Origin of the sequence: Kutzneria kofuensis (genome assembly GCF_014203355.1) — a bacterium.
GTDB lineage: Bacteria > Actinomycetota > Actinomycetes > Mycobacteriales > Pseudonocardiaceae > Kutzneria > Kutzneria kofuensis.
Genome location: NZ_JACHIR010000001.1, coordinates 5,259,195 through 5,274,088, shown reverse-complemented (window position 1 = coordinate 5,274,088; position 14,894 = coordinate 5,259,195). Strand labels below are relative to the sequence as shown.

The 14,894-nt window shown below is 71.0% G+C and carries 16 protein-coding genes; 4 read left to right on the top strand and 12 right to left on the bottom strand.

The features are described 5' to 3' along the window. Window positions 1-29 precede the first annotated feature (29 nt). The 7 genes from BJ998_RS24660 to BJ998_RS24630 all read right to left on the bottom strand — a co-directional run bounded on the left by BJ998_RS24660 (window position 30) and on the right by BJ998_RS24630 (window position 5,724). The gene (locus BJ998_RS24660; RefSeq protein WP_184865272.1) at window positions 30-1,223 is read right to left on the bottom strand and encodes a cytochrome P450; all 1,194 of its coding nucleotides are present in this window, start codon (window positions 1,221-1,223) and stop codon (window positions 30-32) included. Window positions 1,224-1,264: 41 nt separating this feature from the next. Next, on the bottom strand, window positions 1,265-1,480 hold the full coding sequence (locus tag BJ998_RS24655) for a DUF5988 family protein (protein ID WP_184865270.1): 216 nt from the start codon (window positions 1,478-1,480) through the stop codon (window positions 1,265-1,267). A gap of 121 nt (window positions 1,481-1,601) precedes the next feature. After that, window positions 1,602-2,549 carry a Gfo/Idh/MocA family protein gene (locus BJ998_RS24650; RefSeq protein ID WP_184865268.1) on the bottom strand — a complete coding sequence of 316 codons (948 nt, stop codon included), beginning with the start codon at window positions 2,547-2,549 and terminating at the stop codon, window positions 1,602-1,604. Beyond that, window positions 2,546-3,529: a Gfo/Idh/MocA family protein gene (locus BJ998_RS24645; protein WP_184865266.1), complete on the bottom strand. Its 984-nt coding sequence runs from the start codon at window positions 3,527-3,529 to the stop codon at window positions 2,546-2,548. The genes BJ998_RS24650 and BJ998_RS24645 overlap by 4 nt, the downstream gene beginning before the upstream one ends. A 316-nt stretch (window positions 3,530-3,845) precedes the next feature. Then, window positions 3,846-4,238: a hypothetical protein gene (locus BJ998_RS24640; protein ID WP_184865264.1), complete on the bottom strand. Its 393-nt coding sequence runs from the start codon at window positions 4,236-4,238 to the stop codon at window positions 3,846-3,848. An 87-nt stretch (window positions 4,239-4,325) separates the two neighbouring features. After that, window positions 4,326-4,907 carry a TetR/AcrR family transcriptional regulator gene (locus BJ998_RS24635; protein WP_184865263.1) on the bottom strand — a complete coding sequence of 194 codons (582 nt, stop codon included), beginning with the start codon at window positions 4,905-4,907 and terminating at the stop codon, window positions 4,326-4,328. Further along, on the bottom strand, window positions 4,894-5,724 hold the full coding sequence (locus BJ998_RS24630) for an alpha/beta fold hydrolase (protein ID WP_184865261.1): 831 nt from the start codon (window positions 5,722-5,724) through the stop codon (window positions 4,894-4,896). Before BJ998_RS24630 ends, BJ998_RS24635 begins: the two co-directional genes overlap by 14 nt. Before the next feature lie 163 nt (window positions 5,725-5,887). Between BJ998_RS24630 and BJ998_RS24625 the strand changes: the two genes are divergently transcribed. Further along, window positions 5,888-7,033 carry a hypothetical protein gene (locus BJ998_RS24625; RefSeq protein WP_184865259.1) on the top strand — a complete coding sequence of 382 codons (1,146 nt, stop codon included), beginning with the start codon at window positions 5,888-5,890 and terminating at the stop codon, window positions 7,031-7,033. On the opposite strand, the gene BJ998_RS24620 is transcribed toward BJ998_RS24625, so the two are convergent. Further along, a complete protein-coding gene (locus tag BJ998_RS24620; protein ID WP_221339092.1) occupies window positions 7,030-7,971 on the bottom strand; it encodes a D-2-hydroxyacid dehydrogenase family protein in 942 nt (313 codons plus the stop codon). The two genes, BJ998_RS24625 and BJ998_RS24620, sit on opposite strands and share 4 nt — an antisense overlap. Before the next feature lie 2 nt (window positions 7,972-7,973). Then, window positions 7,974-8,798 carry an AraC family transcriptional regulator gene (locus BJ998_RS24615; protein WP_184865255.1) on the bottom strand — a complete coding sequence of 275 codons (825 nt, stop codon included), beginning with the start codon at window positions 8,796-8,798 and terminating at the stop codon, window positions 7,974-7,976. 75 nt (window positions 8,799-8,873) lie between these two features. Here BJ998_RS24615 and BJ998_RS24610 point away from each other — a divergent pair, with 75 nt between their 5' ends. Beyond that, complete coding sequence (locus tag BJ998_RS24610) at window positions 8,874-9,743, top strand: MBL fold metallo-hydrolase (protein WP_184865253.1); 870 nt, start codon at window positions 8,874-8,876, stop codon at window positions 9,741-9,743. Window positions 9,744-9,782: 39 nt separating this feature from the next. On the opposite strand, the gene BJ998_RS24605 is transcribed toward BJ998_RS24610, so the two are convergent. Beyond that, a complete protein-coding gene (locus BJ998_RS24605) occupies window positions 9,783-11,354 on the bottom strand; it encodes a phytoene desaturase family protein (RefSeq protein WP_184865251.1) in 1,572 nt (523 codons plus the stop codon). A 278-nt stretch (window positions 11,355-11,632) separates the two neighbouring features. Between BJ998_RS24605 and BJ998_RS24600 the strand changes: the two genes are divergently transcribed. Both BJ998_RS24600 and BJ998_RS24595 read left to right on the top strand, forming a co-directional pair. Further along, entirely contained in the window at window positions 11,633-12,529 is an 897-nt protein-coding gene (locus tag BJ998_RS24600) for a hypothetical protein (protein WP_184865249.1), read from the top strand. A 61-nt stretch (window positions 12,530-12,590) separates the two neighbouring features. Next, window positions 12,591-13,019: a PPOX class F420-dependent oxidoreductase gene (locus BJ998_RS24595; protein ID WP_184865246.1), complete on the top strand. Its 429-nt coding sequence runs from the start codon at window positions 12,591-12,593 to the stop codon at window positions 13,017-13,019. 2 nt (window positions 13,020-13,021) lie between these two features. On the opposite strand, the gene BJ998_RS24590 is transcribed toward BJ998_RS24595, so the two are convergent. Both BJ998_RS24590 and BJ998_RS24585 read right to left on the bottom strand, forming a co-directional pair. Then, the gene (locus tag BJ998_RS24590) at window positions 13,022-14,290 is read right to left on the bottom strand and encodes an RNA polymerase sigma factor (protein ID WP_184865244.1); all 1,269 of its coding nucleotides are present in this window, start codon (window positions 14,288-14,290) and stop codon (window positions 13,022-13,024) included. 175 nt (window positions 14,291-14,465) lie between these two features. After that, window positions 14,466-14,894 carry a YciI family protein gene (locus BJ998_RS24585; protein WP_184865242.1) on the bottom strand — a complete coding sequence of 143 codons (429 nt, stop codon included), beginning with the start codon at window positions 14,892-14,894 and terminating at the stop codon, window positions 14,466-14,468.

Below are 14,894 nucleotides of genomic sequence, written 5' to 3'. Positions count from 1 at the left end.
CCTTTCGGGACTCTAGCTGGAGAACACGCTCACCAGGCGACCGGAAGGTTCTGCACCGCGAAGACGGAGCCCTTCAGCCGCAACGGAACCTCGTCGGCCGAGACGGCCAGCCGGAGGTCGGGGAACGCCCGCAGCAGTGCCGACAGGCCGACCCGCAGCTCGACGCGGGCCAGGTTCTGGCCGAGGCACTGGTGCACGCCGAAGCCGAACGCCACGTGACCGGAGGTCTCGCGCTCGATGTCCAGCTCGGCCGGGCAGGCGAACTTGGCCGGGTCGCGGTTGGCCGCCGGCAGCGACACCGTGACCGTGTCCCCCTTCTTGATCACCTCGCCGTTGAGCTTGGTGTCCTCCAGCGCGGTGCGGTACGTGTGGTACTGGTTCACCGTCAGGTAGCGCAGGAGTTCCTCGATCGCGCCGTCGAGCTTGTCCGGGTCGGCCCGCAGCGCCGCGAGCTGGTCCTGGTGGTGCAGCAGCGCGAACACGCCGACGGCCAGCGCGCTCTCCGTCGTCTCGTAGCCGGCGAACAGCAGCAGCGCGATGATGTTGCGCCGCTCTTCGTCGGTCAGGTCCTCGTCCGCGACCAGGGCGCTGATCAGGTCGTCCTCGGGCTGCTTGCGGCGGCGCTCGACGACCTCGTCGAAGAACGCCTGCGCCACCTGGTAGGCGGCGGCCGCCTCGGCCGGGTCGGCCTCCGCGTCGTGCAGCAGCGTCACCGCGTGCAGGTACCGGTCGCGCTCCTCGTACGGCAGGCCGACCATCTGCGACAGCACCCGCAGCACCAGCGGCTTCGCGAACGTCTTGACCAGGTCGGCGGGGGCGCCGTGCTCACGCATGACCTCGATCTGCTCCGCCGCCACCGCCTCCACGTGCGGGGCCAGCCGGGCCGTGCGGCGGACGGTGAACTCGCCGGTGAGCAGGCTGCGGTACCGGGTGTGCTCCGGCGGGTCCATGTGGATGAACATGCCGGGGATCAGCGGGTGGGTCGGGATGACCTGGCCCTGGTGGGTCACCGGGAAGTGCCCGACCTCGCAGCTGTGGCTGAACTTCGGGTCGCTCAGCACCTCCCGCACCAGCTCGTAGCTGGACACGATCCAGCCGATGTGGCCGTCCGGGTAGACCATCTTGGCGAGGGGACGTTCTGCGCGCAGCGAGTCGAACACCGCGGGCGGATCGAACTTGTCGATCCGGGCCCACGGCTCCTCGAAGGAAATGGCGTCGGTCATGGAGTCCTTCTCGCTCTAGAGAATCTACGGAAAAAGTGCCGTCACTCGGCGATCTTCGTGCGGTGCGCCCAGCGGAAGACCGCCACCTCGCACCCGTCCACCGTCTGCCGCTCGCCGTCGTGGACGAAGTGCTCGTACCCGGCACCGTGGCGAATCTTGAGTGTCTGCCCCAATTCCGCCTCCGGCACACTGCGGTCGGCCGCCGCCAGGTCGACCGGGCCGCCGCTCAACGCGATCTTCACCGAGGTGGCACTCATCATGATCTCCCTTGCTTCGCCGGGTCATACCGCCCGGAAAAGGGCGCGCGCTGACCGCCCCGACATTCAGTGGCTCTGTATGCGGGAAATACGACCGATCCTGTTGTTGTTTTCGGTTATGTCACTTGAGATCGACAGGCTGTCCGGTCTGCGCCGACTCGTAGGCGGCCTGGATGACGCGCTGGGTGCGCAGCGCGGCCTGGCCGTCCGGTCCGCTGCCCGCACGGGTCTCGACCGTGCCGAGGAAATCCGTCAGCATGGCCGAAATCTGGTCGCCGCCGCCGAGTTCCCGCCGATGGCCGGCGGTGTCGACGCCGCCGAGCATGCGCGGCGAGGCGGTGTACTCCACGGTCGCCTTGTCGCCGACGAAGCTCACGACCGGGCCGGCCGTCGGCTCCTGGCTCCAGCTGCAGTCGAACGAGGCGACGACGCCGTTGGCGTACGTCACCGTGACGACCGCGGCGCTCTCGACGTCCGACCGTCCACTGAGGATGCTGTTGGTCTGCGCGTAGACCTGCCGCGCGGGCTCGCCGCCGAGCACCGTGTCCACCACGTCGAGCAGGACCGGTGCGTTGGCCGCCAGCGCCCCGCCGTCCGTCGGCCTGGTGTTGTACGAGCCGTGGATCGTGGTCAGCGTGCCGACGATGCCGTCGGCGATTCCCTTGCGCACCGTGTCGAACGCGCCGCCGTAGCAGGCCGGGGACGCCAGCGTCAGCCGGACGCCGCCCATGTCGCAGTTGTCGACCATCTCCTTGACGGCCGCTTCCTTGAGCGCCAGCGGCTGTTCGCACAGCACGAACGCCTCGGCCTCGGCCAGCCGCTCGACGATCTCGGGGCGGCGCTCCACCTCGGTGGTCACCACCACCGCGATCGGCAGCCACTCCAGCACGTCGTCCCACTCGTCCACATAGGACACGCCGAGCTCGGCGGCGACGGCCCGGGCCTTCTCCTGGTTCTCCGGCGAACCCTCGGGGTCCGCGATGAGCAGCTCCACGTCCGGCCGGGCGTGCAGCAGCCGGGCGTAGGTCTCGGCGCGCTCGTGCGCGAAGGACAGGACGGCGACCCTCATGCGTTTCCCTTCACCGGCAGTTCGACGGCACGCCCCGTCCACGCGGACTCCGCGGCGGCCTGGGTGATCCGGACCGCGGCCAGCGCGTCCCTGGCCCCGACGCGCGGCTCGGGGCCACCGGCGAAGGCCTGCGCGAACTCACGCATCTCGTTGACGAACACCGACTCCCCGGCGTAGCCGAAGTTCTCGGCCTCGCCGGCGGTCACCCGAACCTCCTGGGGCCACTCGGAGTCGTAGCTGACGGTCCCGGCGCTGCCGGAGACGTGGTACGCCACGCGGACGGGCGGTTTCGGCGTCGACGTCCAGCGGCTCACCACGTGGCTGATCGCGCCGCCGGCGTGGGTGAGCACCGCCGTTCCGGTCGCCGCCGCGCCCTCCGGGGCCGGGGTGGCGAGTTCGCCCTGGTAGCTGGCGTGCACCCGGACGACCTCGCCGAAGATCCAGTACGCCAGGTCCACACCGTGCAGCATCTGGTCGGTCAGGATGCCGCCCGACTGCGCCGTCGCGTGGCCCGTCCAGGGGCGCGGGTGGTAGGCCGAGAAGTGGAAGCGGGCCACCGCCGCATCGCCGATGCCGCCCGATGCCACCAGTTCGTGCAGCCGGGCGAACGGCGCCGCGAACCGCACGTCGTGGGCCGCGTACAGCCGGACTCCCGCCCGCTCCGCCGCGTCGACGATCGCCTCCGCCTCGGCCGTGCTGGCCGACAGCGGCTTCTCCACCACGATGCCCACGCCCTTGGCGATCGCCGCCATCGCGATCTCGTGGTGGGTTCCCGTCGGCGTGCAGATGTCCACCGCGTCCGCGCCGTCCAGCGCCGCCGCCAGCGAGTCGACAGCCGTGGCACCGAACTCCCGCGCGAGGTCCGCCGCGCGGCCGTCGTCCGAGTACACCCGGACCGCCACGCCGGCGCCGATCCACGCGTCCAGGTGGAACCGCGCGATCAGCCCCGCGCCGATCAGTGCCACCTCAAGCTGTCGCATCCCCCGCCCCTTCGGTCCGGAACCCACAGCTGTGCCGTTTCCTAGCCTGAGGTTCGCTTACGCCGCTGGTGAGAGGCCATTACCAACGTGGGTAGTCTCACGGACACGGACCGTTTTCCCCGGTCAGGGCACTTCACCGACCGTGGGCTGAGGGAGTGGGCACGGCGCGATCCGGCGCGCACCCGCCGACGTGTCTCCGCACGCCCGTCGACGCGTTTCGGCGCGCGCGGCTACGCCGGCCGCCGCGCCGCGGGGCCGGTCTGTCTACTGAGGACGGACCGGGACCGCCGCGTTCGCGGGCCCCGGCCGGTGACCGTCAGAACTCGTCGGAGCGGGTGAGCTCCTGCTCCAGGGTGTCCGCGCGGGCGACGAGAAGTTCGAGGGGACGGGCGAACTCGTCGAGGACGCTGAGGTCCTCCAGCGGCGCCGCGTACTTGAGCAGGGCGACGCCGTCCACGACGGCCGCACCGCCGACGGTGGACTCGCCGGCGAGCTCCAGCAGCCGGCGCAGGTCGATGGCGTCCGCGCGGCCGACCGGCGACGAGATCTCCAGCCACTCGGCGCCGTCGAGGTCGGCGACGTGGTGCACGGCGACCTGCTGGGTCCGCTCGCCCTCGCACTCCAGGCGGAACCGCAGCCAGGAGCCCGTGTCCTCCAGCACCTCGTGCCGGGTCCGGACATAGTTGATCACGTCGGTCCAGGTGGTCACCGCGTCGCCTTTCGCTGCCGAGCCGAGCGCCGCCCAGAGCATGCCACGTCGGAGCTGGGCGGCAGGAGGAGAACCCGCCGCAGCAGACTACTTCGTGACCAGGCCGAGCAGCAGGGTCGTCAGGGCCTGCTGGGTGGGCTCGCGGTCGGCGCCGTTGGCGATCATGAGCGCGGCCTCGATGACGGCGCTGAGCACGAGTTGGGCCAGGGCCGGCACGGACGGGGTGGCGACCAGGCCGTCGGCGACGGCGGCGGCGAGCTTGTCGGTGATCACGCGCAGGCCGTGCCGGGCCTCGATCTCCCGCCAGGCCGACCAGCCGAGCACGGCCGGCGCGTCGGTGAGGCCGATGCGCAGGACCTCGGGCCGCTGGCAGATGTCGAGGAAGCGGGTGACGCCGGCGGCCATGGCGGCGAGGTGGTCGGACTCGGCCGCGAACACCGTGTCGATCTCCGCGGTGATCTCGCCTTCCAGCTGCTCGAACACGTCCCGGAACAGGGCCTGCTTGTCGGCGTAGTGGTGGTAGAGCGCCCCGCGCGTGACGCCGGCGGCCCGGACGATCTCGTCGGTGGACACGGCGGCGTAGCCGCGCTCGGCGAACAGGGTCCGGGCGGCGGCGGTGAGGGCGGACCGGGTGGAGCGGGTGCGTTCCTCCTGGCTACGACGTGGCACCGAGAAAGTTCACCACGGCCCGCCCCAGCGCCTGCGGCTGGTCCTCGGGCACGAACGTGTAGCTGTCGTCGATCAACTCCAGCCGGGCGTCGGGCAGCACGGCGGCCAGCCGGCGGGCGAGGGAGACGGGGAACAGCCGGTCCTCCCGGGCCCACGCGAGCAGCACGGGACGGGTGAAGAAGCGCAGCCGCTCGGCGGCGGCGAGGGTGTGGCGGTTGTGCACCGCCGACACGAACCGGCGCAGGTCGGCGCGCACGCCGGCATCACGGCGACTGGGCAGCAGATACGCGTCGACGACGTCGGCGGGCGGCTGCCGCTTGGCCACCCAGCCGAAGGTCATGGGCAACCGGTGCAACGCCCGCAGCCGGAGGGCCTGGACGAGCAGCCAGGTGGCGCCGGGGATGCGCACGAACCGGGGCAGCGGGGCGAACACCGAGGGGAAGAACGCCTCGAAGCAGTCGCACGGGGTGAGCACGACCCGCCCGATGCGCTCCGGATGATCGGCCATCACGAGCTGCGTGATCGCGCCGCCGGTGTCGTTGGCGATCAGGGTGACGTCGCGAAGGTCGAGGGCGTCGAGGAAGTCGGCGATCAGGGCCGCCACTCCCGGCGGCGTGAGGTCGGCCCGCGGCACCGGAACGGAATGCGCGCCGAGCGGCCAGTCGGGGACGAGGCACCGGTAGCCGGCGCCGGCCACGACCGGCACGACCTTGCGCCACAGCTCCCCGTTGACCAGCAGTCCGTGCACGAAAACGACGGGCGGGCCCGAGCCGACCTCCCGGTAGCGGAGGCGGCTGCCGCCGAGCTCGATCTCCATGGGTCATTAACATACAGTCTGTACGTATGTAAGTCGAGCTGATCTCTGCTCACAATCGGAGCCCTTTGTTCAGTGTGAGCAGGACCCCTGGCAGGTTGGGGCCAATCCCGCGGCCGCATTGCGTAGGTTGAAGGCGTAACGCCGATCATCCCGAGGGGGCGCCGTGGAGACCGGGACCGAACGACCGCAGCCGAGGCTGGCCCGCCACCTCGCGATGGCCGAGGTGTACGCCGATCAGACCCTGTCCCAGCGGTTCGCCAGCGACCTGAACCACCTGCTGGCCGAGGCCAAGCAGACGCCCCGCCCGCCCGCCACCACCTGGGACGAGTGGCTCGGCGCGGTCACCCGCACCCTCGGCCCCTCGCTCACGGACATGCTCTTCCCGGCCGGGCCGGTCAAGGCCCCGGTGATCCCGCCCCACCAGCGCCACCTGTGGCGCAATCGCTTGCGGGCGATGCGGGACGCCGTCATCAGCGAGCCGCAGCCGTGGCCGGAACTGCGGATGACGGTGGCGCGGCTGTACCTGGACCTGCTCGCGGCGGGCGTCTGGGAGTCGGGCGAGGAGTGGCGGCCGGAGCTGCGGGACATCGTGTCGACCCTGCCCCTCCGGGACGACGAGAGCGGCCCCGGCCAGCTGGAGTCGTACCTCAGCTCGCTGATCGCGGTCTGTCTGGCGCTGCTGTGCCAGGAGGCGGACCTGTTCGGCAGCGCCCCCAACGACGCGATCGCCAAGTCGGCGTGGGAGAAGGCGGCCGAGATCGCGGCGTTCGCCGACGCGGAGCAGGCGGAACGCTACCTGTACCACCCCGACCAGCCCTATGCCCGGGTCGCGACCCGCACCGACGTCGACTGGGTGATCGAGTTGGCGGTGGACTCCGCCGACGACCCGCACGCGGAGTTGCGGGCGGCGTTCGAGAGCGCCGGCCTGGACGTCGAGTTGATCGACGGGGTCTGGGTCTCCAAGGGCACGTTCAAGAACCCGCGCCGGGCGGCGGCCCGCATCGCCACGTTGATCGGCGACAACTGCGTGACCATGGCGTACAACGACAAGCGGGCCAGCGTGATCATTCGGGACGGTCGTGACGTGGTCGTGGCCGACTCGGTCGCCCCGCGCTGGCGCTACTACAAGCTGACCACGCTGGCCACCCCGGAGTCGCTGCTCGGCGACGCCGAGGGTCTGCCGCCGACCAGGGAGAACGACCCGTTCCGGCCGGTGCCGGAGCGGGTCGCGGCCCTGTTCGAGGCGGCCGGCGTGAACTCGCAGCACATCCTGATGCTGTTCGACAGCTTCCGGCCGCGGCTGCGCTAGCCGAGTGTGCGAATCGGCGCGCCGGCCACGAACGCGTCGATGTCCTCGACCGCCTCGCCGAAGTACCGGCTGTAGTTGCCCCGGGTCACGTAGCCGAGATGGGGCGTGGCCAGCACGTTCGGCAGTGTCCGAAGTGGATGGTCGGCCGGCAGCGGCTCCAGGTCGAACACGTCGAGCCCGGCCCCGGCCAGCTGTCCGGAGGTCAGCGCGGCGATCATGGCCTCGGTGTCCACGATCGCCGCGCGCGAGGTGTTGACCAGCAGCGCGGACGGCTTCATCGCGGCCAGCGCGTCGGCGTCGACCAGGCCACGGGTGCGGTCGCTCAACGCCAGGTGGATCGAGACGATGTCGCTGCCGGCCAACAACTCCTCCTTGGACAGCGCCAACCGAGCCCCCACCGCCTCGGTCCGCTCGGCCGTCAGGTTCTGGCTCCACGCCAGCACCTCCATGCCGAACGCCCGCGCGATCGTGGCGACCCGCGTGCCGATCTTGCCGAGCCCGAGCAGCCCCAGCGTGGCGCCGACGAGGTCGGTGCCGATGGTGCTCTGCCACGGCCCGCCGGAGCGGAACGCGACGTTCTCGGGCACGACGTGCCGGCACAGCCCGAGGATCAACGCCCAGGTCAGCTCCACCGGCGGCTCGGACCGGCTGGCGGTCCCGCACACCGTGACCCCCAGCACCGCCGCGGCCTTGAGGTCGATGGCGGCGTTGCGCATTCCGGACGTGATGAGCAGCTTCAGCCGGGGCAGCCGGGCCAGCAGCGAGGCGGGGAACGGAGTCCGCTCCCGCATGATCACCACCACGTCGAAGTCGGCCAGCGCGGCGGCGACCTCGTCCTCCGAGGACATGTGCTCACGGAAGACGGTGAGGTCGACCCGGCTCCAGTCGGCGTTGGCCCGCGCCGCGTCCTGGTAGTCGTCGAGCACAGCGCAGCGCAACATCAACAAACCTCCGTGAGCCGGTACTGGTTGGGCGACTGGCCGAACAGCCGCTTGAACGCGTGCGAGAAGGCGAACGGCGACTCGTAGCCGACCTGGCGGGCGATGGCCGCCAGCGGCGCGTCGGAGTCGCGGAGCAGACGGGCCGCGCGGGTCATCCGCCACCACGTCAGGTACGCCATCGGCGGCTGGCCGACCAGCGCCGTGAACCGCCGGGCCAGGGTGGCGCGAGACTGCCCGACGAGGGCGGCGAGTTCGGGCACGGTCCACGGCCGGGCCGGGTCGTCGTGGATGGCGTGCAGCGCGCCGGCGACCGCAGGATCGGCGAGCGCGGCCGACCAGCCGGTGCCGGGATTGTCCTCCAGCCAAGCCCGAAGCATGTACACGAGCAGCAGGTCGAGCAGGCCCGACACGACGGCGCCGCGCCCGGAGCGGTCGGCCTCGACCTCGCCGCCGAGCAGGTCGATGGCGGCGCGGAGCTCGGGGTGGCGGCCGACGGTCGCGGGCAGGTGGATGATCTCGGGCAGGTCGACGAGCAGCGGATGGGACCGCGACCGGTCGAGCCGGTACTTGCCGCAGAGCAGTTCGGTTCCGTCGCCGGCCAGCCGGTGCGCGCTGCCGTGTGGCAGCAGCACGACGTCGCCGACGCCGAGTCGGACCGGCTCGCCGAAGTCGCTGAGCAGCGAGCAGTTCCCGCGCAGCAGGATGTGGAAGCCGGCGCCGTCGTAGGCGTCGAACGGCATGTGCCAGCGGACGTCCACCGAGGTGCGGTTGGACGACGGCCGCCCGGTCCGCAGCACGGTGATGACATCGCTCACCACGTCCATGTCGTGAGCGTATCAAGCATGGAATCGGTCCACACAAGCATTCAAACGCTCACCACTGAGCCGCAGACTGGACGCATGGACACGATTGCAGTGGGCGATGTGGAGATCACCAGGGTGGTGGAGCGGCACGGCGAGTTCGGGCCGCTGCGCACGTTCGTGCCGGGCGTGCCGGAGCCGGCGCCGGCCTGGCTCGCGCCGGACCACCACGACCCGGCGACCGGCGGCATGATCGCCGCGGCGCAGACCTGGGTGTTGCGCAGCGCCGGCCGGACGGTGCTGGTCGACACCGGCGTCGGCAACGACCGGGTGCGCACCAACCCGGTTTTCGCCGGCTGGCACACAGATTTCCTGGAGCGGCTGAGCGCCGTGGTGGATCCGGCGGACGTGGACGTCGTGGTGAACACGCACGTGCACGCCGACCACGTCGGCTGGAACACCCGGAATGCCGACGGCACATGGGTTCCGACGTTCCCCAACGCCACGTACCTCATCCACCGCGCCGACCACGAGCACTTCAAGGGCACGGAGGTGCACGACGACAGCGTGGCGCCGGTGCTGGACGCCGGGCTGGTCACGTTGTGGGAGAACGGTTTCCGCATCGACGACAACCTCGAACTGGAGGCCGCGCCCGGACACACGCCGGGATCGGCCGTGCTGCGCCTGCGGTCCGGCGCCGACCGGGCGGTGTTCGTCGGCGACATGCTGCACAGCCCGTACCAGGTCACGGATCCGTTGTGCAACAGCACCTTCTGCCTCGACCCGGGGCAGGCGCAGGCTAGCCGGCTGCGGGTGCTCGGCCGAGCCGCCGACCAGCACGAACTCGTGGTGCCGGCCCACTTCGGCGGCCACGGCGCCGTCGAGATCCGCCACGACGGCCCCCGCTTCGCCATTACCACCTGGGCCGACTTCGCGCCACCCGGGAAGCTCGGAACGGACCATTCCTAAACTCCGAGTTGAGGAATGGTCCGTTCCGAGCGTCGAACGTCAGTCCATCAGCTCCTGGGCGACGATGTAGCCGGAGCCGCCGTTGACGCCGTGGCCGGGCCAGGTCGCGGCGCCGACCATGTAGAGGTTGGGGACCACGGTGCGGTGGCTCGCTTGGCCGGGCAGCGGGCTGAACATGTAGCTCTGGGCCAGGTCGTGGCTGCCGCCGAAGGGATCGCCGGGCCCGCAGTTGGGGTTGAACGCGGCGAGTTCGCGCGGGCTGATCACGTGCCGGTCCATGATGATGTCCTTCAGCCCCGGCACGTGCCGCGCGGCCTCGTCGATCACCCGGTCGGCGAACGCGTTCTTGACGTCCTCGGTCCAGCCGCACTCGTCGACACGGATCGTGCCGGCTGCGTCGCCGCGCACGACGGCCGGCACCTCCAGCATCTGCAGGCGCGCGACGGCCCGGCCGGGCGGGCAGCGCGAGGGGTCCAAAGTGGACGCGGTGTCCCACGAGATCGTCGGCTCCACGGGAAGCAGCCCGCGCAGCGCCTCGTTGGTGGCGCGGGAGATCGCGTTCAGGCCGCCGGTCAGGTGCGGCTGGCCGACCCGCGTCAGCCGCTCGTCGTGGAACCGTGCCGGCTCGGACAGCGCGAGGTGGATCTGCAGCGCGCCGAGGCCGTAGCGATAGTCCCTGGCCTGCCTGCGCAGCGTGGGCGGGGCGACGCCGTGATCGTGGTCGAGCAGCTTGAGGTAGAGCTGGTCCGGGTTGACCGAGGCGATCACGGCGCGCCGCGCGTGGATCACGTCGCCGTCGGCGGTGCGCACACCGACGGCGTGGCCGCCCTCGACGAGAACGTGTTTCACCCACTGTCCACAGCGGACCTCGCCGCCGTTGCGCTCGATCAGCTTGACCAGCGCCTTGATCAGTTCCTCGCTGCCGCCCTTGGGAATGGGCATGCCGACCATGGTGAGCGCGGCCAGCACCAGCACCGTCCAGGTGCCGCTGTTGGCGTCGTCCACGGCCCGGCCGAGGTGCGTCGCCCACGGCGCGAGCATCGCCCGCAGCACCGGCGAGCGGAACCGCTGCTCCAGCAGGTTCCGGGCGCTGAGCGTGAACATGTGGGCGAAGTCGGAGAAACCGCCGTCGGGTGTGTGCATCAGGCTCTGGATCGCGGCGGCCGAACTCGGCGTGGTCAGGTCCGCCGAGCACAGCGCGAACACCGTGTCCATCGACGGCCCGAACTCCTTGAACAGCTCGCCGAGGGCGTCGCCGTCGCCGGGCGAGAGCCGGTTCGCCTCGACGATGTTCTCGTCCAGGTCGGTGGACACCACGGAGCTGCGGCCGTCGGGCAGCGAGACGCCCGTCGGGTAGCGGGTGTTGAGGTACTCGAGGTCCAGTTCGGACTTGAGCTCCGCGTACGCCGGGCCGGCCACGAACAGCGGGTGCGCCGCGGAGAAGTTGTCGTGCCGGAAGCCGGGCAGCGTCAGCTCATCGGACCGCACCAGCCCGCCGGGCCGGTCGTTGCCCTCCAGCACGAGCACGCCCCAGCCGGCACGGGCCAGGTACGCGGCGGCGACCAGCGCGTTGTGGCCGCTGCCGACGACAACCGCGTCGTATCCCACCATGACCGAATCATGACCGCCGTCGCCCGCGTTCGACAACAGGGGATTCCGTGCTTTTTCCGTGACGCGGCAGTGACGGCGGTCTTCCCTGGAATCAGTCCAAAACTCCAGGTCGAGCGGCCCCGCCGGGCCATGCAGGGGTTGGTCCGGCGGGGACGAAGCCGAGTGAATACGATTTCACCTCACGCCGGCAAGGCGGGAAAATTAAGTGTTAACGAGATGCGCGCACGGGCCACAAGAAGGGTGGTCCGCGATCAATTAATACGCGATAATCGCCCCCGATGACGCAACGCCGCGACTTCGCACCCGCCCTGCACGGTGCGATCACCGCCAGCGGACTGACCCTGGACCGCATCGTCCATCGGCTCGCCGAGCGGGGATTCGCGCTGAGCACCGCCACGCTCAGCTACTGGTCGAGAGGCCGGAGCAGACCCGAGCGGCCGGAGTCGCTGGCGGCGCTGTCCGCGCTGGAGGAGATCCTCGGCGTGCCGGCCGGGTCGCTGCGGGAGCTGCTCGGCGACCGGGTCCGCCGCGGCCGCGGCAAGACCAGAATGGTGCCGTCCGGCGAGCTCTGGGGCCACTTCGGCGCGGCCGTCGACCAGCTGATGTCGCAGGTCCAGCGGCCGGCCGAGCATCGGCGGGTGCTCAGCTACCACGAGCGCTACGTGATGGACGCGGCCGGCGGGGAGAGCTACTGCCGGGTGATCGCCGTGCTGGAGGCCGTGACCGAGCGGGCCAAGCACATGATCACCGTCTACCGGGACGACACCCGCTGCGCGCGGCTGCCGACCGTGGTGCCGGTCGCCGGGGTGCGCCTGGGCCGCGTCGGCGTCGACACCGAGTCGCACCTGATGGCCGCCGAACTGTGGTTCGACCAGAATCTGCGCAGGGGCGAGCGAACCGTTGTCGAATACGGCCTCGATTTTCTACCCGGCGGTAACAGGGCGGTGATGTGCGAACGAAGATTCGCGGCCCCGATCCGGCAGTACGTTCTGGAGGTCACGTTTCATCCGGAAGCGGTTCCGAAAGACTTCCGGGCCATCTCGGAACCGGCGGACGGCGGTCGCGGCGAGTCCGCCGAGCTGTCGATCGACGACCGGCGCACCGTCCGCGCCGTGTGGCTGGACGAGCCGGCCGGGGCGTACCGGATCGAATGGGAGTGGGACCGGTTCGCCTGACAGCCCCGCTCGACCCGTGCGATGCTGGCCGGGACCACCAGCACCTGGAAGTTGGGTGAGCATGCCTGAGCCGATGAGCCTTGCTCGGCAACACGAATTCCTGGCCGAGGGGGCTCGGACCGCCATCCTCGTGACCATGCGGTCCTCCGGCCGCCCCCACGCCGTGCCCGTCTGGTACGCCCTCGACGGCTCCGACATCGTCCTGTTCACCGGCGCCGCCACCGTCAAGGGCCGGGCCCTGCAGGCCAATCCTCTGGTCACCGTCGTCGTCGACGACGACCGGCCGCCTTACTCCTTCGTGTCCGTCGAGGGCACCGCCGAGCTCTCCACCGACCCCGCCGAGCTCCGCCGCTGCGTCGAGCTCATCGCCAACCGCTACCTCCCGCCCGACCAGGCCGCCGGCTTCGTCGAGTACGGCACCGGCCCCGGCAACCTGCTGGTCCGCGTCCGCCCCACCCACGTGATCGCCCAGGACCGGGTGGCGGGCTGACGTCAGGCCGGTTCGGTGCAGGCGGCGGCGCGGTCCAGCAGCAGCGTCCGCTCCCGTTCGTTCCGGGTGAGCGAGGCGGCCCGTTCGAACTCCGACCGTGCCTCGGCCAGGCGGCCGAGCTTCATCAGGAAGTCGCCGCGCACGCTGGGCAGCAGGTGGTAGTTCTGCATGGACGGGAACTCCATCAGCTGGTCCAGCAGCGCCAACCCGGTCTCGGGGCCGAAGGCCATCGACAGCGCGACGGCCCGGTTCAGCTCCACGACCGGCGACGACGTGGTCTCGGCGAGGTGTTCGTACAGCCAGGCGATGCGCTCCCAGTCGGTGTCCTCGAACCGCCGGGCCCGGGCGTGGCAGGCGGCGATGGAAGCCTGCAGCACGTAGGGGCCGGGCTTGCCGTCGATCAACGCTTCGGCCCGCTCCAGAGCGGCAAGCCCGCGGCGGATCAGCAACTGGTCCCAGCGGGCCCGGTTCTGGTCGGCGAGCAGGATGGGCTCACCGCGAGGGCCGGTGCGGGCGGCGGCGCGGGAGGCCTGGATCTCCATCAGCGCCACCAGGCCGTGCACCTCGGGCTCGCGCGGGGCCAGCCGGGCGAGGATCCGCCCCAGCCGCAACGCGTCCTCACACAGCGCCGGCCGCATCCAGTCGTCGCCGGCGGTCGCCGAGTAGCCCTCGTTGAAGATCAGGTAGACGACCTCCAGCACGGAGGAGAGCCGCGCCGCCAACTCCTCGCCCTGCGGCACCTCGAACGGAACGTTGGCCTTGGCCAGGGTCTTCTTCGCGCGCACGATCCGCTGCGCCATGGTCGGCTCCGGCACCAGGAACGCGCGGGCGATCTCGTCGGTGCTCAGGCCGCCGAGCAGCCGCAGCGTCAGCGCGGCCCGGGCCTCCGTGGACAGCACCGGGTGGCAGGCGACGAACACCAGCCGCAGCAGGTCGTCGCCGATGCCGTCGTCCGACGCGACCATCTCGCCGATGTCCGGCGTCGACTCCTCAAGATCGCGGCCGACCTCCTCGACCTTGCGTTTGAACGTCTCGTTGCGCCGGATCTGGTCGATGGCCCGCCGCTTCGCGGTGGTCATCAGCCAGGCGCCCGGATTCTTCGGCACGCCCTCGCTCGGCCACTGCTCCAGGGCCGCCACCAGCGCGTCCTGCGCCAGCTCCTCGGCCGTGCCGACGTCGCGGATCAGCCGGGTCAGGCCGGCGATCAGGCGCGGCGACTCGATCCGCCAGACGGCCTCGATCGCGCGGTGGGTGTCGGTGGCCACCGCCACAGTATCTACGCCGCGCGTGCCGCGCGGGGAGGGTTCGCTCGTAAGCCGGTCTCTTCGCCTTGCCCGGGAAAATCGCTGAACAGACGCGATTTTCCCGGGCCGCGGCTCCAGAGACCGGCGCGAACCCGCGTTCAGTGGCCGTCGGCGTCGTCCCGGGTCGGCGCGTCGACCACGGTCAACTGTTCTCGGCGACCTTGGCCCGCATCCGCTCCACGGCCTCGCGCCGTTCGGGCGTGAAGTTCTCGCCGAAGTCGTCGGCCTCGAAGACCTGCCGGATCTCGATGTTCGTCTGCTGGCCGGGCGCCGGGCACGGGCAACGCTTGAACCGCTCGACGCACTCCTCCAGCGACTTCATCTCGACCAGCCAGTACCCGGCGATCAGCTCCTTGGTCTCGGTGAACGGGCCGTCGACCACGGTCTTCTTGTCGCCGTCGAAGTAGATCCGGGCGCCCTTGGCGCTGGACTGCAGGCCGTCGGCGGCCAGCAGCACGCCGGCGTCGACCAGCTCCTCGTTGAACTTGCCCATCTCCTCGAACTCCTCGGGGGTGGGCAGCACGCCGGCCTCGCTCGCCTCGCTGGCCTTCACGATCACCATGAACCGCAT